Source organism: Chromobacterium violaceum ATCC 12472 (genome assembly GCF_000007705.1).
Classification (GTDB): domain Bacteria; phylum Pseudomonadota; class Gammaproteobacteria; order Burkholderiales; family Chromobacteriaceae; genus Chromobacterium; species Chromobacterium violaceum.
Map to the genome: position 1 here is coordinate 4,308,524 of NC_005085.1, position 18,045 is coordinate 4,326,568.

Consider the following 18,045-nt stretch of genomic DNA (forward strand, 5'->3'; position numbering starts at 1 on the left):
ACCTTCCCTTAAGAACTGTAATCATTTTTTGTTGCGCTGCGCCAACAGTGCGCGCAACGAGCCTGCGCGTTCGATGTGGCCGTAATCGCGGAAGCTCCAGACGCCGCCCCAGGTCAGCCCGGCCGCCTGCGCCTCCTCTCCGAGCGCGTTGTAAGCCTGCATCGCCCAGGGATCGCGCTCCGAAATCACCACCTTGCCATTGCGCACAGGCGCCAGATCCGCCGCCAGGCCGTACTGGTGCTTGCTCTCGCCCCCCTTGGCCTGCGTCACCTTGACGCTGCCGCCAGCCAGCTTGTTCTGGCGCTCGGCGCTGCGGTACCCCTCAAGCAGCACCATCGGGAAGCCCCGCGCCTTCATCTTTTCCATCACCCTCAGCACATCCTGGACAAAGGCCTGATCCATCCGGCTCCAGTCCCGGTCGGCCTTATCCAGCGCCAATTGCGGCTTTTCCGCCACGGCGTCGACAAAAGCGCTGGGCGGCAGCGGCGGCGGCGGCACCAGCTTCTCCTCCAGCAGCGCCTGACGAATCTGGTTGCCGTGCGCGTACTCTCCGGGCACGAACTGCGGGTCCTTGTGATACCCGCCAAAGTGCAACGTTATTGCCACAACTGCCGCGACCAGCGGCAGCGTCAACAGGGGCAGCAACAAACCGACGGGCCGCGTCCTCACCCAGCCAAACACCGCCGCTCCGCGCACAAACCGGCGCGCAGGAGGCTCGTCGGCCGCCGGGATATCCACCGGCTCGCATGCGAGGTTCGTTGAGGTAGCGATTGTCGCCTGTTCCACCTGCAGCCGGGCTCCGCCGAGGAAAAACCGCCAGCCGAGCCACAGCAATAAGAGGACGATAGCAGCCACAATCAGCGGCACTAGAAACGTCATTGGGATTTTTTATAAAAAAACAAACGATTGATGAACCGACAAAATACGCGATATGCTTGATTTGATTTGCAAAGAAGTCAAGTACCCTTTCAAAAGCAGACAGGGTTTCACTGACTGTACACAAGCAAATTCTGTAGAATGAACCACTATTTTGGGTGTGGATTATATGGACTTCACTAAGCACTGGCAAAAAACTTGCATGATACTCGCAGCCGCAGCGCTGCCGCTGCTCGGCGGCTGCTGGGGCCCGAAGAACATCACGCTCAGCACTGAAGCCAGCCAGATGTTGAACCGCGACAAACATGGAAAACCATTATCCGTCGTGGTCCAAGTTTACCAACTGAAATCCGATCAGGAATTCAAATTACTCACACCTGACCTTTTGGCCAGTGGTAAACCAATCGAGAATGTGCTTGGCTCTTCCGTATTATCTCGCAAGGAGCTGTTATTCGTTCCTGGCGGTAAACAGGAAATGGATATCACGATTGACGACGGCGCTAATTTCGTCGGTGTGATCGGATATTTCCGACAGCCCAATCCGCAGTTCTGGCGCCTGCTTTACGACGCGAATCGCGTGCGCAGCAAAGACCTGAAATTCAAGGTCGCCGATTGCTATCTGCAGGCCATCAAGCCCGAAGCGCTGCAGCTGCCCGACCAGCCCAAGAGCGGCGCGGTCGAGTGTCCGGCTTCGCGCAACTGAACCACGCGGCCCGCCGCGATCAACCCACTCCGAGGTTCGAGCAGTAATGCTTCAAGCACAGAGAATCCTATGGGGCGAAGGCATGTTTCTTCGCCCGCAACATTTCCAGCAGCACGCGCTGTTCCAGGAACAGACCCAGGCCAGCCTGCTGCATCTGACCCACCGCCACGCCTGGGGCGTGCAGCGATTGGCGCTTGACGAGGCCGCGCTGAAGGGCGGCATCGTCCGCGTCGACGAACTGACGCTGCTGTTCCGCGACGGCACGCTGCTACAGGCGCCCTCCCACGCGCCGCTGCCGCTGAGCCGCGACCTGGCCTCCATGCCTCAGGTCGGCGTGAAGACCACGCTATACGCCTGCCTGGCGCAGTTGCAGCCTTATGGCGGCAATACCCGCAATGGCGAGGCCAGCGCCCGCCCCACTCGCTTCCACAGCGACCATCGCGAAGTGTCCGACCTGTACACCCAGGCGCTTGCGGCCGATCTGTCGACGCTGCAGCTGGACGTCAAGCTGATGCTGGAGGAGGAAAACCGCGACGGCCACGACGCCATCCCGCTGTGCCAGCTGGAGAAGGACGCCACCGGCCAATGGGGCGTGGGCCGCGAATTCCTGCCGCCGCTGCTGGCCATCGAGGGCTCGACCGAGCTGATGCAGATGCTGCGCCGCCTGCTGGACATCCTGCTGGTGAAAAGCCAGTCGCTGGCCGGCGCCCACCGCGAGCGCGCCAAGAGCGTGATGGAATTCGGCTCCGCCGACATCAGCTCCTTCTGGCTGCTGCACACGGTCAACCGCAATTTCGCGCGCCTGCGCCACCTGTCGCAGTCCCAGCCGCTGCATCCGGAAGAGCTGTACATGGCGCTGTCCGAGTTCTGCGGCGAACTGCAGACCTTCACCACGCTGTACACGCTGTCCGATATTCCGGCCTACCGCCACGACGGGCTGCACGAGGTGTTCCCGCCGCTGGACCTGCAGATACGCGAGCTGCTGGAAACCGTGGTTTCGGCGCGCTACAAGGTGATTCCGCTGCACTCTCCGCGGCCGTCCTTCCACATCGGCCGCCTGGAAAGCGACCGCTTGCTGGAGAACGTGGATTTCTACCTGTCGGTGCAGAGCGACCAGCCCGCCAGCTACGTCATCGACAACGTGCCGCTCAAACTCAAGATCGGCGCGCCGGACGACGTGGAGCGCATCCTCAACTCGGCGATGCGCGGCGTCAGCCTGGCGCACTCGGCCCAGACGCCGTCCGCCATCCCGGTGCGGGTGGGCAACCACTACTTCGCGCTGGAACCGGGCAGCGAGATCTACAGCCGCATGCTGCAATCGCGCAGCGTCTGCATCTACATCCCGCAAACCCTGGCCAATATTTCGATAGAACTGATCGCGGTCTTCCGCTGAGCACACCATGAACCAAGCAAGCACCCAAACCCCCGAACGCGCGATCACCGTCTCCGCTCCGGCGGCGCCGGCCATGCGCGAGATGCTGGAAGACGGCATCTACCTGCTGTTCCTGCTGAAGGAAGGCAACGCGCCGAGCAGCGCGGTGGAATTCAACCGCCGCGTCGACCACTTCCTCGGCCAGTTCGAGCGCAACGCGCGCAACTTCAACAAGGACAACAACGCCATCAGCCATGCCAAATACGCATTCTGCGCGCTGATGGACGAGATCATCCTGTCCTCGGATTTCGCGCTGCGCGACGAGTGGGAACGCATGCCACTGCAGCTGCGCCTGTTCGGCGAGCATCTGGCCGGCGAAGGCTTCTTCAACCGCCTGGAGCAGCTGCGCAACCATCCGGCCGAAAACATCGAGCCGCTGGAAGTGTTCTACACCTGCCTGCTGCTGGGCTTCCAGGGCAAGTACCTGCTGGAAGGCCAGGAAAAACTGGGCTACCTGACCCACAAGCTGGGCCAGGAAATCCAGCAGGTGCGCGGCGGCAAGGCCGATTTCGCGCCCAACTGGCAGCTGCCGCAGCGCTTCCAGGCCTTCGTCCGCCACGAGCTGCCGCTGTGGCTGTACTTCGCGCTATTGGCCATCGTCGGCGCCGGCATCTTCGTCGCCTTCCGCTGGCTGCTGGCGCGTCAGGCGGCCTCCGCGTTCGGGCTATGAGCGTCGCCCGCCACACCCAGATACTGCCCTCGGTGCTGGATCGGTTGCTGGACGACGAGCCGGACCAGAGCCACATCGAGTCGATCAGCCTGTTTGAACTGCCCCAGTTCAAGCGGGCGCTGGCGCGCGACCTGGAAGCGCTGCTCAACACCCGGCTGATGCCGCTGGACGAGTTGATGGAGTCCTTCCCCCAGGCGCGCGACAGCCTGCTCACGTTCGGCATCCCGGACCTGTCCGGCATCAGCCTGCTCAACCCGGACGACCGAGAGCTGTTGCGCGAACAGCTGCGCCGCTCGATCGAGCTGCATGAGCCGCGGCTGTCGCGCGTGCGCGTCAATCTCGACGCCCCGCGCGAGATGGAGCGCCACCTGCGCTTCCGCGTCGACGCGGTGCTCAAGGTTCACCCGCACCGCCCGCCGGTGACTTTCGACGCCACGCTGCAACTCTCTTCCAACGTTTACAAGGTGCAGGGCTAAGCGCTCTCTTCTTCACGATCATGGATCTGACCAGCTTACTTTCCTCCTTCGCCTCCGCCTTTACCCAGGACCAGCGCCTGCTCACCCTGGAACTGGGCAGCGGACAGGTCGCCGCCGAGCAGCTGCTGCCGCAAAGCCTCAATGGCGAAGAGGGCGTGTCCCAGGCCTACCGCTATCAACTCACCTGCCTCTCCCCCGACGGCGCCATCGAACTCAAGACCCTGCTCGGCCAGGCCGCCCGCATCGGCATCGCCGACGCCCAGGGCCAGGAGACCATCCGCTGCGGCGTGGTCAGCCAGGCCCGGCTGATGGGTTCCGACGGCGGCTTCGCCCAGTACGGCCTCACCATCGAGCCGCCGATCGCGCTGTTGCGCCACCGCAAGACTTCGCGCGTGTTCCAGGACTTGAGCGTGCCGGACATCGTCCAGCAGATCGTCCACGAGCATCAGGCGGCCAACCCGGTGTTCGCCCGCGCGCAGAGCATCGAGTTCAAGGTCGGCCCGGCGCAGCCGCGCAGCTATTGCCTGCAGTACCGCGAGGACGACTTCAGCTTCATCGTCCGCCTGCTGCACGAGGAGGGTTACGCCTGGCGCTTCGAGCACGTGGACGGAGACAGCCCCCAGGTCAAGCTGGTGGTGTTCGACGACGCCTACAGCCTGCCGCCGGCCGAGGTGGAGCGGGTGCGCTTCCACCGCAGCGACGCGACGGAAGAGGAAGACGGCCTCACCGACTGGAGCGCCGCGCGCCAGATCGTGCCCGGCAACGTGGCGCTGGCCACCTTCGACTACCAGCCGGTGTCCACCCAGCACACCGGCGACAGCAGCCAGATCGACCAGGGCCCGGGCGGCCAGGCGCTGCAGTCCAGCCTGCAGGACTACGATCCGCAGGGCCTGTACTACGCCGGCGACGCCGAGCAGTTGAGCCACTACGCCCGGCTGCGCCAGCAGGCGCACGACCTGCAGGCCAAGACCTTCGAAGGCGCCGGCTCCATCCGCGGCCTGACCGCCGGCCAGTGGTTCCGCCTGGACGACCACCCGGCGCACGAGGCCGACAGCCACGAACAGCGCGAATTCGTCGTCACCGGCCAGACGCTGCAGGTGCGCAACAACCTGCCGACCGATCTGCAGTCCATCCTGCCGACGGGCGACAAAGCCGACGCCCCGTTCCGCACCCGCATCCAGGCCCAGCGCCGCGGCATCCCGCTGACCCCGGCCTATGCCGGCACAGAACACGCCAAACCGAAATCGCGCGGCGTCCAGACCGCCACCGTGGTCGGCCCGGCCGGCGAGGAAGTCCACACCGATCAACACGGCCGCATCAAGGTGCAATTCCACTGGCAGCGGCCGGACGAACACCCGACCATCGGCGCCGCGCTGGACGACAAATCCTCCTGCTGGCTGCGCGTGGCGATGCCGTCGGCCGGCGCCGGCTGGGGCCACCAGTTCATCCCGCGCATCGGCCAGGAAGTGCTGGTCGATTTCATCGAAGGCGACATCGACCGGCCGGTGATCACCGGCGTCTTGTACAACGGCAGCCACCCCACGCCCGACTTCAGCGGCGCCGGCAGCCTGCCGGCCAACAAGACCCTGTCCGGCATCAAGTCGAAAGAACACCAGGGCGGCGGCTACAACGAGCTGCTGTTCGACGACACCCCCGGCGAAGTGCGCGCCAAGCTGTCCAGCGAGCCGGGCAAGACCCAGCTCAACCAGGGCTACCTCGCCCACCCGCGCAGCAACGGCAAGGCCCAGCCGCGCGGCGACGGCTTCGAGCTCAGAACCGACCACCACGGCGCCATCCGCGCCGCCCACGGCCTGCTGCTCACCACCGAAGCGCAGAACGGCGCGTCCGGCAAACAACTGGCGCGCGAGCACGCGCAAAGCCAGCTCGACGCCGCCTTGAGCCTATCGCAAGCCTTGGCCGAAACCGCCAGCGGCCAGTTGGCCGACACCATGGAAACCGGGCCCGACGAAATCGGCCCGGACAACGCCAAGGCCGGCAAGAAAACCGACGGCCACCTGCAACACCACGCCGACGCGCTGAAGGCTTGGGAAGCCGGCAGCAACACCGATAAGGACGGCAAAACCGCCAAGGACCAAGCCGGCCAGCAGCCGCTGCTGGTGCTGTCCGCCCCAGCCGGCATCGCCAGCCTGACCGAACAAAGCCAGACCGTCTCCGCCGGCCAGAACCTGAACCTGATCGCCCAGCGCGACGCCAACCACACGACGGGTCGGCGCTGGCTGCACAACGTCGGCCAGCACATCAGCCTGTTTGTGGCCGGGGTGAAGGACAAGGTGGCGCTAAAGCTGATCGCGGCCAAGGGCAAGGTACAGGTGCAGGCGCAGAGCGACGCGATGGAGCTGACGGCGGATAAGGATGTGACGATCATGTCCTGCAAGGAACGCATCGTCGTCAATGCCAAGGACGAGATTCTGTTGACCGCAGGCGGCGCTTATATCCGTCTCAAGGGCGGCAATATCGAAGTGCACGCACCCGGCACCGTAAGCGTGAAAGCCGCCCAGCACAAGCTGAGCGGACCCGACAATATGACCATCCCGATGCCAGTTTTCCCAGGCAAGCAGTTCTGCTTGCAGTGCATGCTGAATGCGATCAAATCCGGCTCGCCCTTAGCCGGCCAATAAGAGAGGCCCCATGTATTTCGCAATGGACAAGGGGGATGTGGCATCCCTGGCCAACGCCTTGGCTGAGCAAATTGATGCCAGTCCCATGGAGTGGAACTGGTACGCATTAATGGATGCCGGCTTCGATTACAACCATCGCCCGCTGCAATTGGCCACTGCCAACTGGCCACTGTATTTTCAGCCGGAATGGGGGGAGTTGCGCGCAGTATCACCGCTATTGATCGACTGCCCAAGGCAGAACAATGCCATTCCGGCCAAGCTGCTACGACACTGCCAAGGTCGGCCAATGCTTGGCTTTGTCGCCAGCGTGCTGGATGTGGAAACATTGCGCGATATCTGGCAGCGAAGCCTGAGCCTAACTACGGCAGATGGTCAACCCTACATTCTACGTTTTGCCGACACGCGCATCGCGGCCACCCTGTCCCAAACCTTGTCGCCTCCATCCTGGCGACGGCTATGCGCGCCTCTGACTCACTGGCTGATAATCGACCGTGCAGGCACGCTGCAGGCTCTGGACCTTGCCCCATCACATCTGGCTGTCGATGAAAAAGATAGCTGGGAGCTCACTGAGCCGGAATTGGCGGGTTTGCTGCGTTCAGCGGAGCCCGATGCATTGGCCAATAGACTGAGTCAGGATTTTGCCGAATTATTGCCGGCATCCGGCGCCTTTCTCCACCACTGTTTGCAACGCTCCTGCGCAGCCTTGGAAGAGCATCATATTGAAAATGCACCCGATCAATTGATGCTCGCCGTGGCAGCTTGCCTGAGTCAAGGACGCATTTTGGACGACCCCAGACTTTCCCAGGTCTTGCAGAGTCATGCCTTGCAAAAAGACGGCTTAGGCGAAAACCTGGCTTCCTTGCTGGATGACATCTCGGCTCTCTGAGAAATGGAAACAAACACATTCCAAAAGAAAAAATGGCCCACCCGCATGCTTGTGGTTTCATTTGCAGGCACGTTCATTATTGGCGCCATGTTCTTGATATTTTCTGTGGGGGTTATTTACTTCCAATATTTCCATCCCTTTGAGCAGAGCGCAGAGGGTGACTGGTCCGCCCTGAACCATATTTTCTTTCTCATTTTCACTTCACCATTTTTGATTGGTACCGCATTTGCATTGTCTTCGTGGCTAATCCATGGACTGCAGCGAAAATTACTCAAGCTGGCCACAACAGTCTTGCTATTTCTTTCCTATGGCGGTTTGTATTTTTTTATTCTATGGCATAACTATCCGCCAAATCCGTAAACAAGCTATTGTCTCGACCTTTCCAACGACAAGGTGTTGTTTTGAAAAATTGCCGGGAATTAATCAGATGAGAACGATAAAGCCCTACCGTTTACTGCCTCGCTTTGCTTGGCTGACGGTCATACTATTGCTATCTGCCTGTGATGATGCCACGACAGCCATCAGCTATCTCTCAGTCAACCATACGGAAAAACCTATCGACTCGGTCACTGTTAATGATCAAGGAGGGGTGCTCAACGTGCCCCCGATGGGCGGTGGCGGTGGCGAAGTTTGCTGCGTAGTGGTGCCGAAAAAGTGGCGTCCAGGGCTGACTGCCAAAATTGGCTGGCTACAAGGTGGACATTATCAACGCGATGCGAATGGCAATCTGGTGATGCGCAATGGCGACAAGATATTCATCGAGGGAACCTGGAAAACCCGTACAGTAGCGATTCCAGAGTATCAGGAAAAAGATGCCCAGCACTTCGATATTCACTTTTTGCCCAATGACCAGGTGCTGGTCAAGCTGAGCGATATCATGCCCTATCATCCAGCCTACCGCCCGGCATATCCCAAGAATACCCAAGGGGATAAACAATGAGCACGCAAAACCCCGCCCCCTACCCAGCAGGCCAACGCTCACTGAGTGCTCGCGAACAACTGCAACGAGCTCAGGCCATGTCCTGCGTCAGCGGCAAGCAGGAAGCCCAATGCCAAAGTCAGATCCACGTGATGATGTTCTTCGATGGCACGGGCAACAATATCCAGGCTGACTATTACCAGGCGGCATCGGGCAAACAGCGCCCCAGCAATGTCGCCCGCCTATTCATGACGGCGCGAGACAAGCCAAACGAGGGCTATTTCCGTTTTTACATGCCAGGAGTTGGTACCCCATTCCCGGAAATCGACGACACGGGGGGAGCCTTGGGCGGTGGCGCCGGCGCGGGCGGAGAGGCGCGCATTCTTTGGGCGCTGACGCGCCTGGTGAATGCACCCCACCAGTATGTCAACAAAAGTCCGCTGATCGCCGATGGCTTGGCCAAGAAAATTACCAGCAATGCCGGCGGCCTGACCGGGGGCGTCATGCGCAAAGTGATTTTCAATACTTGGCAGGAAAAGCTACAGCAGGCGCTGAAGGGACGCAAACCCCAGATCACACAGATCAACCTGTCGGTATTCGGATTTTCACGCGGCGCCACAGAGGCGCGGGCATTCGTCAACTGGCTGTATCAAATATGTCATCAGCAAAATGGCGCATGGAGCTTTGCCGGCATTTCACTCCGAACACAGTTTCTTGGGATCATGGACACGGTGGCATCGGTAGGCCTTGCGCAACTGCTGCCCAATACCATACCCGCAACCGGGCACATGGCTTGGGCCGACAACAATCTGACCATCCATCCCGCAGTCGAGCAATGCGTGCATTACGTTGCCGGCCATGAAGTGCGCGCCTGCTTCCCGCTGGACACCGTGCGGCGCGGCAACTCATATCCAGCCAATACCATCGAAGTCATGTTCCCGGGCTCGCACTCGGATGTCGGAGGCGGTTATGCCAGCGGCGACCTAGGCATACTGCCCGCGCAAAATGGCCAACTGTGCGCGATACCGGGACGCCGGCTGTACGATGCCGCTCGCCAAGCAGGTGTGCCCCTCCTGGCAATGGACCAGTTGACTGAACGGGTGCAAAACCTTCTGACGCCGACTCAAGAGGTCATCAACGACTTTAACGCTTATTTGCGTGAAGCCAAGATTGCTCCAGGCTCGACAGAAAAGATGCATCGCCAGCACATGGCCCTATATCTGAGCCAACGATTCAAATACCGGCATGACTTTGCCAAGCGCGCGCCATATCGAACCGCCAGCGCCAAGCATCAAGGCTTTTTGCAGATTACCCAGGCATCGCTGATCAAGGGACTGCGCAAACTCTACGCCGGCGACCCAATGGCGCCTGATTTTGACCCCGCCCGCGCCGCCGCGAAAGCAGCCAAACAGGAGCAAGAGCTGCAAAAACTAATGCCGATGCTGCCAGAGCAAGGCATGTCCATTCCCAGCGAAGTGCTGCCCGAAACCGATCCCAAAAAGGTCGCGGCCACGATGAATATTCGCCTGCTGACTCCGGCGATTGAGAACTTCCTGGAGAAATATATCCATGACTCCATGGCCGGCTTTATCGGCGATGGGGTAAATGAGGCCAAAATCAATCAGATCGGCCTGCTTAAATTCCGTACCTTGTATGCAGGCAATGAGTAACGCGCCGGTCGTCAGCCATAGACTGATGGCAAGCAGCCTGCTCAGTCTATTCCTGAGCAATGCGCATGCCGGCGACCATCCCGACAATGCGGCAGTCACGCTTGGCTGGAACACGCTACAGCTGCATGCCGATCAAACCCTGGCCGGCACCCAGTCCGGCCAGTATTCGGTAAAAAACCTGTTCGATCCCGATCCGGCCAAAGCCTGGGTGTTTCATGCCGAGCGGCTATACCCTCAGTCGGAAGCCATCAAACCGATTGCGCTGACGCTCACGCTGGCACGTCCCAGCCAGCTGTTCGCCATCGCGCTGACGCCAGGCTATGCCAAGTCGGCGGCCACCCAGTTTCAGAATGCCTCGCCCAAGCTGGTCAAGATTAGCCAGTACCGAGCGGGAGAAGCCAAGCCGTTCGAATCCCGCCTGTTCAAGCTGGCCTACCATGCGCGGCAATACTCGGCGGCCCAGCTGCGCCGCGAGCAGGGCGACATCGCCTTCTCCGACCAAAGCGATCAACGCGTCATCGGCAAGTCCGACAATGCGCTCAACACCGCCGAGCGGCTGCTGCTGATCAATCCGGGCGCGGAAGCCGTTGCCAGGCTGGAGTTGCGCGTGTCCGCGATCGAAGCGGGCGCCAAGTACACCGACACCGCCATCGGCAAGCTGAGGCTGCTGGACAGACAGGCCCATGGCCAGTCGGCGGAATATCGGCTGGCGCAATATGTGGGACGCGATCTGGATGCCCAGTTGGGCGGGCTGGATGACGGCAAGCTGTGCCTCGCCTACTCTGGACAGGCATCGTGGCCAGTACTGCGGCATCAGGCCTGCTCCGCCCCCGCTCCGCGGGTGCAGATCGGGCAGGCGGACCAAGGCCTGGACGATATCTTTTTCACGCGCCAGGATCCGGCCAGCGGCGCATACCAAGTCCCGTTCACCACCGCGCTGCGCGACGCCCAGATGCGGCAGGAAAATGGCAAGCGGCGCTTGCGCGCCAGCGCCGCCGACCTGCAAAGTCATGAATGGATACTGGCCCGGGACAGCCAAGGCGCGTTGCGCGCCTGGTCCGGCATGGCGTTGACCCAAGCCTTCCTGGCCAACCGCCGCGACGGCATGGACAAAGCCTATCTGCAGCCGCAGGACAGCGCTTACTTCTTCTTCGGCTACGCCCGCTTGCAGTTGGATCCCGCCGCTGGCGGATACCGCCCCACCGTGTATGGCCCCGCCGGCCGGCAAGATGCCGCCTGGCCGCCGCGCTGAGCGACGCCAAACAAAAACGGGGAGCCGCTTGCGCAGCTCCCCGTTTGCCATGGGATGGTGTCGATCTTAGCCGTAGTGGCCCGCGTCCGCGGTCATCACCGCGCGGCTGTGCGGCGGCGTCTGCCCGTCCACCGCCATCATCACGCTCAGCGAGGTGATGGTGATGATGGAGAAGAAGAACACCTGGCGCGCCCAGGCGCGGTCGTCGGTTTCGCGCTTGTAACCGGACAGCGCCATCTTCAGCCACCACAGGCTGGTGGCCACCGCCACCGCCAGGTAGCCGTAGCCGGCGTAGCCGCCGAATACCAGCATCACGGTCGCCGCAGCGAAGGCCAGGATGTAGAGCACGATCTGCTGCTTGGCGGCGGAGATGCCCTTCACCACCGGCAGCACCGGGATGCCGGCCGCCTCGTAGTCCTTGAAGCGGAAGATGGCGATCGCGTACGAGTGCGGCATCTGCCACAGGCTGAACATCAGCAGCAGGATGGCCGCGCCCATGTCGAAGCGGCCGGTGACGGCGCAGTAGCCGGCCACCGGCGGCACCGCGCCGGACAGGCTGCCCACCAGGGTGCCGTACACCGAGTTGCGCTTCATGTACAGGCTGTACACGCCGACATAGATCACAAAGCCGAACAGCACACAGCCGGTGGCCAGCGGATTGGTGCAGAACCACAGCAGGGCGAAGCCCGCCAGGCCCAGCACCACGCCATGCGCCAACGCGGCCTTGGTGCTCATCGCGCCGGTGACCAGCACCCGTTTCTGGGTGCGGGCCATCTTGGCGTCGATGTCCTGATCGATGCAGTTGTTGATCGCGCAGCCGGAGGCCACCACCAGCGACAAGCCGACGACGGTGGCCGCGAGCAGCCACCAGTCGACCGATCCCTGCGCCGCCAGCAGGAAACCGCCGGCGGCCGAGATCAGGTTGCCGAAAATGATGCCGGGCTTAGTGACCTGAAGATAACGCTTGAACTTCAACTCAGCCTCGCTCAGCGCATCATCAGCGCGTCGGCGGTGTAGATGATCCAGATCGACAGGACCACCAGCAGCACGATCACCATGCCGGTGAACAGGAAGGAGAAGGTGTTGAGCTTGCCTTCCTTGCTGAAGTCCAGGTGCAGGAAGTACTTCAACTGCACCACGATCTGCACCACCGCCATCGCCAGGATGCCGATCAGCGTCGCCTGTTTGGTGAAGGCGCCGCCCATCACCATCCAGAACGGGATGGCGGTGAGGATCACGGACAGCACGAAGCCGACCATGTAGCTCTTCACGGTGCCGTGGCTGGCGTTGTCATGCGCGTGGCTCATCACATGGCTCCTTTCAGGTAGACGACGGTGAACACGCAAATCCACACGATGTCGAGGAAGTGCCAGAACAGCGACAGGCAGTTCAGGCGGGTCATGGCGCGGCCGGTCAGGCCGGTCTTGGCCACTTCGGCCATCATCACGCCCATCCACAGCAGGCCGGCGGTCACGTGCAGGCCGTGCAGGCCCACCAGGCCGAAGAAGGCCGACAGGAAGGCGCTCTTCTGCGGACCGTGGCCCTCGGAGATCAAATGATGGAATTCATTGATTTCCATGCCGATGAAGGCGGCGCCGAACAGGAAGGTCACCGCCAGCCAACCGAGCACGGCAGACTTGTTGCCCTTGTGGCCGGCGATCATCGCGAAGCCGTAGGTGATGGAGGACAGCAGCAGGGCCGCGGTTTCCACCAGCACGTATTGCAGATCGAAGATGTCCTTGCCGGACACGCCTTCCGCCACGTTGCGGAACAGGACTGCGTAGGTCGCGAACGCCGTCGCGAACAGGATGCAGTCGGTCATCAGGTAGAACCAGAAGCCCAGCACGGTTTGCGAACCGCTGTCGTGGTGCTCGTGGTCGTCGTGCGCGGCGTGCGCTTCTTTTACATAAGTCGTCATGTCAGGTTCAACCCCTTACGCGGTAGTGGTCGGACGCGCAGCCTTTTTCGGCTGGGCCGGATCACGCTCGGTGTAGTTGTCGACGTCGATGCCCAGCTTCTCGAAGCGGGCGCGTTCGATCGCCTCCACTTCGTCCGGCTGCACGTAGTAGTCCAGGTCGTTGTCGTAGGCGCGCGCCAGCATGCAGCCGACGATGCCCACCAGGCCGACGATGGCCAGCCACCAGATGTGCCAGATCAGCGCGAAGCCCAGCACCGTGGTGAAGGCGCCGATGTAAACGCCCACCGCGGTGTTGCGCGGCATGTGGATCGGCTCGTACGACTTCGGCACGGCGTAGGCGACGCCCTTTTCCTTCATGTCGGTGAAGGCGTCGATGTCATGCACCTGCGGCAGCTTGGCGAAGTTGTAGAACGGCGCCGGGGAAGACGTGGACCATTCCAGGGTGTGGCCGTTCCACGGGTCGCCGGTTTCGTCCACCAGCTTCTTGCGGTCGCGGATGCTCACCACGATCTGCAGCAGCTGGCAGGCGATGCCGGCGGCGATCAGCAGCGCGCCGAACAGGGCGATGTACAGCCACGGCTCCCAGGCCGGATTGTCGGTGTGGTTCAGGCGGCGGGTCATGCCCAGGAAGCCCAGCACGTACAGCGGCATGAAGGCGAACATGAAGCCGATCTGCCAGAACCAGAACGAGGCCTTGCCCAGCTTGTCGTTCAGCTTGAAGCCGAACACCTTCGGGAACCAGAACGACACGCCGGCCAGGTAGCCGAACACGGCGCCGCCGATGATGGTGTTGTGGAAGTGGGCGATCAGGAACAGGCTGTTGTGCAGCACGTAGTCTGCGCCCGGCACGGCCAACAGCACGCCGGTCATGCCGCCGATGGAGAAGGTCACCATGAAGCCCAGGGTCCACAGAATCGGGGTTTCAAAGCGCAGGCGGCCCTTGTAGATGGTGAACAGCCAGTTGAACAGCTTCACGCCGGTCGGGATCGAGATGATCATGGTCGCGATGCCGAAGAAGGCGTTGACGTTGGCGCCGGAGCCCATCGTGAAGAAGTGGTGCAGCCATACCATGAAGCCCAGCACCGAGATCGCGCCGCTGGCGTAGATCATGGACTTGTGGCCGAACAGGCGCTTGCCGGCGAAAGTGGACACCACTTCCGAGAAGATGCCGAACGCCGGCAGAACCAGGATGTACACCTCGGGGTGGCCCCAGGCCCAGAACAGGTTCAGGTACATCATGGCGTTGCCGCCCAGTTCCGCGGTGAAGAAGTGGAAGTCCAGGTAGCGGTCCAGCGCCAGCATGGCCAGCGCGCCGGTCAGGATCGGGAAGGAGGTGGCGATCAGCACGTTGGCCCAGGTGCAGGTCCAGGTGAAGATCGGCATGTCCATCAGCTTCATGCCCGGGGCGCGCATCTTGATCACGGTCACCAGGAAGTTGATCGCGGTCAGCGTCGTCCCGATGCCTGATATCTGCAAGGCCCAGATGTAGTAATCCACCCCCACGTCAGGGCTGAATCCCAGCTCGGCCAGCGGCGGATAGGCCACCCAGCCGGTGCGGGCAAAGTTGCCCACGCCCAGCGACAGGTTGACCAGGATCACCGCGGACACCAGCAGCCAGAAGCTCAGCGAGTTCAGGAAGGGGAAAGCCACGTCGCGCGCGCCGATCTGCAGCGGCACCACGATGTTCATCAGGCCCGTCATGAACGGCATCGCCATGAAGATGATCATGATCACGCCGTGGGCGGTGAAGATCTGGTCATAGTGCTCGGGCGGGAACACGCCGTGGGCGCCGCCGGTGGCCATCGCCAGCTGGGTGCGCATCATCAGCGCGTCGGCGAAGCCGCGCAGCAGCATGATCATCGCGACGATGATGTACATCACGCCGATTTTCTTGTGATCCACGGAAGTGAGCCATTCTTTCCAGAGATAGCCCCACTTGCCGAACTTGGTGATCAACGCGAACACCATCAGCCCGATCAGGCCGGCGCCGCCCAGCGCCCCCATGATGATGGGCTCGTGGAACGGGATCGCGTCCAGAGTCAGTTTACCTAACAACATCGATGCTTACTCCTTGACAACCGGCGGGGTGATGGCTGCGCACAGTTCTTTGGTCAGCTTGGTCAGCTTGATGGCGTCGTCGCTTTCAGCCAGCGACGGACGGCCGGCCATGTACTTGTGCAACACAGCCTCGAACAGGTACGGCGTGGTCGACGCGTAGTGTTCCACCGCATTGTTTTCGCTAGGCTTGAGCAACTTCAGGTACGCGGGCGCGTCCAATGCCTGGCCGGAAGCCTTGGCCTTGGCCACCCAGGCGTCGAATTCGGCCGGGGTCTTGGTGGCGACGGCGTTGAACTTCATGCCGGAGAAGCCGGCGCCGCTGTAGTTGGCGGAGAAGCCCTTGTAGGTGCCCGGTTCGTTGGCGATCAGATGCAACTGGGTCTGCATACCGGCCATCGCATAGATCTGGCCGCCCAGCTGCGGGATGAAGAAGGAGTTCATCGCCGCGTCGGAGGTGATCTTGAAGCTCACCGGGGTATCGGCCGGGAATACCAGCTCGTTGACGGAAGCGATTTGCTGCTCGGGGTAGATGAACAACCATTTCCAGTTCAGCGCCACCACCTGCACCTGGATCGCCTTCTTGTCCGATTCCAGCGGACGGTACGGGTCGAGCTTGTGCGTGCTCTTCCAGGTCAGCGTCGCCAGGAAGGCGATGATGATGCAGGGAATCAGCCAGACCACGACTTCGATCTTGGTCGAGTGCGACCATTTCGGTTCGTAGGCGGCTTCCTTGTTGCCGGCGCGGTACTTCCAGGCGAAGACCAAGGTCATCACGATCACCGGGATGACCACCAGCAGCATCAGCGCGGTTGCCGTCAGGATCAGGGACTTCTGCTCAGCGGCGATCTGGCCCTTGGGATCGAGAATGCCGCCTTGGCATCCCGACAGCAGGGCGATCACCACAGGCGCCAGTCCCCGCATCAGGCGGGAGGGTCTATGGTTTCTCATCTTACGACTTTTCAGGTTAAAAATCCTTTGGCGCGCAGATGCGCAACAGGCGTTGCGAGCCATGCTCCAACGCCAAGAAAACAGTTCCCTGCCGGACCGGCGGACAACGACGCCAAGCGCCGCCCTCCTGGGTCCAGGTCAAACCAGAAATTTAGGGCTCGCGGGACACCCCGCGATCGACCGCAGCCGGCGTTGGGCGCCGGACGCGGCTGGAAGCGACTCCACAATCGCTTCCGGGCGATGACGTGACAGCTGAGATCACTGTCCGAGTGAAGCGCCGTATGCGGCGCGGGAAGACAGGAATTCGGCAAACACAAACATCAACGCCCGGCGCTGTCAGGCTGCGACAAATGGTCGCGGCCGATGGCCGAGCGGGGCGTATTAGAAACAGTTCCGGCCAAGATTTCAAGAGTCTTGACCATGGTCAAAACCCGACCAGCGACGGATATGCCATTTAGTTGATTCGAATCAAGGACGACGCCCGCCGTATTCTGCCGCAGCAACAACCACTTAGGACAAAGTCATTAACATGACTTGCGCATGGAACGGGTTGCAAATCGTTACAAAAAATATTTCTGCAAGCACAATTGCCAAATCAGGAAAAGTCTGAGAATGAAGGAAAACGGCAATCCGACAGGCTGGATCGGCAGCAAGGCCCAAGTTTGTCGAAAAAAACGCGATACGCGGGTTGACTGGAGGGTCAGAATGCAAAAAGCCGAATCGGGACCGATTCGGCTTTTCTGTGTTTGGTTGCGGGGGCAGGATTCGAACCTACGACCTTCGGGTTATGAGCCCGACGAGCTACCAGACTGCTCCACCCCGCGTCAGAGAGGTTGCATATTAAGACAAAGCGAACAGTGCGTCAAGAACTTTTTACATCAAAAAAACCAGCCCCCTCAACCACTCCGTCACTGCGCTCGATCAGCCAACAAAAAAGGCGGCCATCCGGGCCGCCCTTGCGCATAACGCTGGCGCTTATTTCTTTTCGGCGCGCGCCTTGGCCACCAGTTCATTCATCACCTGGATCATCCGTTCCGGCGTCGCGGTCACCACCACGTACTTGCCGTTGACGATCACGGTCGGCGTGCCCTGGATCTGGTAGTCGCGGGTGATCTTGGTCGCGCGCGCCACCTGGGCGTTGATGCCGAAGGAGTTATAGGTCTGCAGCAGCTTGGCGCTGTCCACGCCCTTTTGCTGCTTGATCCAGCCAGTGAACTGCTCAGGCTTGGACAGGTCCACGCGCTGCTTGATCTGCGCGTCGAAAGCCGCGCGGTGCAGCTTGTCGAAAGTGCCGGTGGCGTTGAAGGTGGCGAACATGCGGGCGAAGCCTTCCATCGACTTCTGCCACACGATCTGCTCCTTGCGGAAGCTTACGTCGGCCGGCAGAGTCTTGGACCAGGCGTTGAAGGCCGGATCGTCGTCATAGCAATGGATGCAGTGGTAGGAGAAGAATTCGATCACTTCCACCTTCTTGGGATCGGCCACCGGCTGGGGCGTGCTCAGCATCGTATAGTCCTTGCCCAACTGGATCGCGGCATTCGCCATGCCGCTGACTGCCAGCATTACCAACAGCAACCATTTCTTCATGTTCTTTTCCC

16 protein-coding genes and 1 tRNA gene are annotated in these 18,045 nt (G+C 61.4%); 9 read left to right on the forward strand and 8 right to left on the reverse strand.

Annotated features, from left to right (window positions below; all coding sequences use genetic code 11):
* Positions 1–21: 21 nt before the first annotated feature.
* Positions 22–879 (reverse strand): M15 family metallopeptidase, encoded by an 858-nt coding sequence (locus CV_RS19730; protein WP_011137528.1) that lies wholly within the window; start codon positions 877–879, stop codon positions 22–24.
* 199 nt (positions 880–1,078) lie between these two features.
* Here CV_RS19730 and tssJ point away from each other — a divergent pair, with 199 nt between their 5' ends.
* The 9 genes from tssJ (at position 1,079) to CV_RS19780 (ending at position 11,523) form a co-directional block, all read left to right on the forward strand.
* Complete coding sequence (gene tssJ / locus CV_RS23100) at positions 1,079–1,579, forward strand: type VI secretion system lipoprotein TssJ (RefSeq protein WP_158303335.1); 501 nt, start codon at positions 1,079–1,081, stop codon at positions 1,577–1,579.
* Positions 1,580–1,625: 46 nt separating this feature from the next.
* Entirely contained in the window at positions 1,626–2,972 is a 1,347-nt protein-coding gene (tssK, locus tag CV_RS19740) for a type VI secretion system baseplate subunit TssK (protein ID WP_011137530.1), read from the forward strand.
* Between the two features lie 7 nt (positions 2,973–2,979).
* On the forward strand, positions 2,980–3,681 hold the full coding sequence (icmH, locus tag CV_RS19745) for a type IVB secretion system protein IcmH/DotU (RefSeq protein ID WP_011137531.1): 702 nt from the start codon (positions 2,980–2,982) through the stop codon (positions 3,679–3,681).
* Positions 3,678–4,157 carry a type VI secretion system baseplate subunit TssE gene (tssE, locus tag CV_RS19750; RefSeq protein WP_011137532.1) on the forward strand — a complete coding sequence of 160 codons (480 nt, stop codon included), beginning with the start codon at positions 3,678–3,680 and terminating at the stop codon, positions 4,155–4,157. Before icmH ends, tssE begins: the two co-directional genes overlap by 4 nt.
* Before the next feature lie 20 nt (positions 4,158–4,177).
* Complete coding sequence (locus tag CV_RS19755; protein WP_011137533.1) at positions 4,178–6,796, forward strand: type VI secretion system Vgr family protein; 2,619 nt, start codon at positions 4,178–4,180, stop codon at positions 6,794–6,796.
* A 10-nt stretch (positions 6,797–6,806) separates the two neighbouring features.
* The gene (locus CV_RS19760) at positions 6,807–7,682 is read left to right on the forward strand and encodes a DUF4123 domain-containing protein (RefSeq protein WP_011137534.1); all 876 of its coding nucleotides are present in this window, start codon (positions 6,807–6,809) and stop codon (positions 7,680–7,682) included.
* A gap of 250 nt (positions 7,683–7,932) precedes the next feature.
* Positions 7,933–8,622, forward strand: coding sequence for a DUF3304 domain-containing protein (locus CV_RS23105; protein WP_227590060.1), 690 nt, complete (start codon positions 7,933–7,935; stop codon positions 8,620–8,622).
* On the forward strand, positions 8,619–10,271 hold the full coding sequence (locus CV_RS19775; RefSeq protein ID WP_115610271.1) for a T6SS phospholipase effector Tle1-like catalytic domain-containing protein: 1,653 nt from the start codon (positions 8,619–8,621) through the stop codon (positions 10,269–10,271). The genes CV_RS23105 and CV_RS19775 overlap by 4 nt, the downstream gene beginning before the upstream one ends.
* Positions 10,264–11,523, forward strand: a complete 1,260-nt coding sequence (locus CV_RS19780; protein WP_147296214.1) for a hypothetical protein — start codon at positions 10,264–10,266, stop codon at positions 11,521–11,523. Before CV_RS19775 ends, CV_RS19780 begins: the two co-directional genes overlap by 8 nt.
* Before the next feature lie 66 nt (positions 11,524–11,589).
* On the opposite strand, the gene cyoE is transcribed toward CV_RS19780, so the two are convergent.
* The 7 genes from cyoE to CV_RS19815 all read right to left on the reverse strand — a co-directional run bounded on the left by cyoE (position 11,590) and on the right by CV_RS19815 (position 18,034).
* Complete coding sequence (gene cyoE / locus CV_RS19785) at positions 11,590–12,498, reverse strand: heme o synthase (protein WP_011137539.1); 909 nt, start codon at positions 12,496–12,498, stop codon at positions 11,590–11,592.
* A gap of 11 nt (positions 12,499–12,509) precedes the next feature.
* Positions 12,510–12,830, reverse strand: a complete 321-nt coding sequence (cyoD, locus tag CV_RS19790) for a cytochrome o ubiquinol oxidase subunit IV (protein WP_011137540.1) — start codon at positions 12,828–12,830, stop codon at positions 12,510–12,512.
* Positions 12,830–13,441 (reverse strand): cytochrome o ubiquinol oxidase subunit III, encoded by a 612-nt coding sequence (cyoC, locus tag CV_RS19795; protein WP_011137541.1) that lies wholly within the window; start codon positions 13,439–13,441, stop codon positions 12,830–12,832. The genes cyoD and cyoC overlap by 1 nt, the downstream gene beginning before the upstream one ends.
* Before the next feature lie 15 nt (positions 13,442–13,456).
* Complete coding sequence (gene cyoB, locus CV_RS19800; RefSeq protein ID WP_011137542.1) at positions 13,457–15,499, reverse strand: cytochrome o ubiquinol oxidase subunit I; 2,043 nt, start codon at positions 15,497–15,499, stop codon at positions 13,457–13,459.
* Positions 15,500–15,505: 6 nt separating this feature from the next.
* A complete protein-coding gene (gene cyoA, locus CV_RS19805; RefSeq protein WP_011137543.1) occupies positions 15,506–16,447 on the reverse strand; it encodes a ubiquinol oxidase subunit II in 942 nt (313 codons plus the stop codon).
* Positions 16,448–17,194: 747 nt separating this feature from the next.
* Positions 17,195–17,271: transfer RNA gene (locus CV_RS19810), tRNA-Met, on the reverse strand.
* Positions 17,272–17,422: 151 nt separating this feature from the next.
* Positions 17,423–18,034 (reverse strand): thiol:disulfide interchange protein DsbA/DsbL, encoded by a 612-nt coding sequence (locus CV_RS19815; protein WP_011137545.1) that lies wholly within the window; start codon positions 18,032–18,034, stop codon positions 17,423–17,425.
* Positions 18,035–18,045 lie beyond the last annotated feature (11 nt).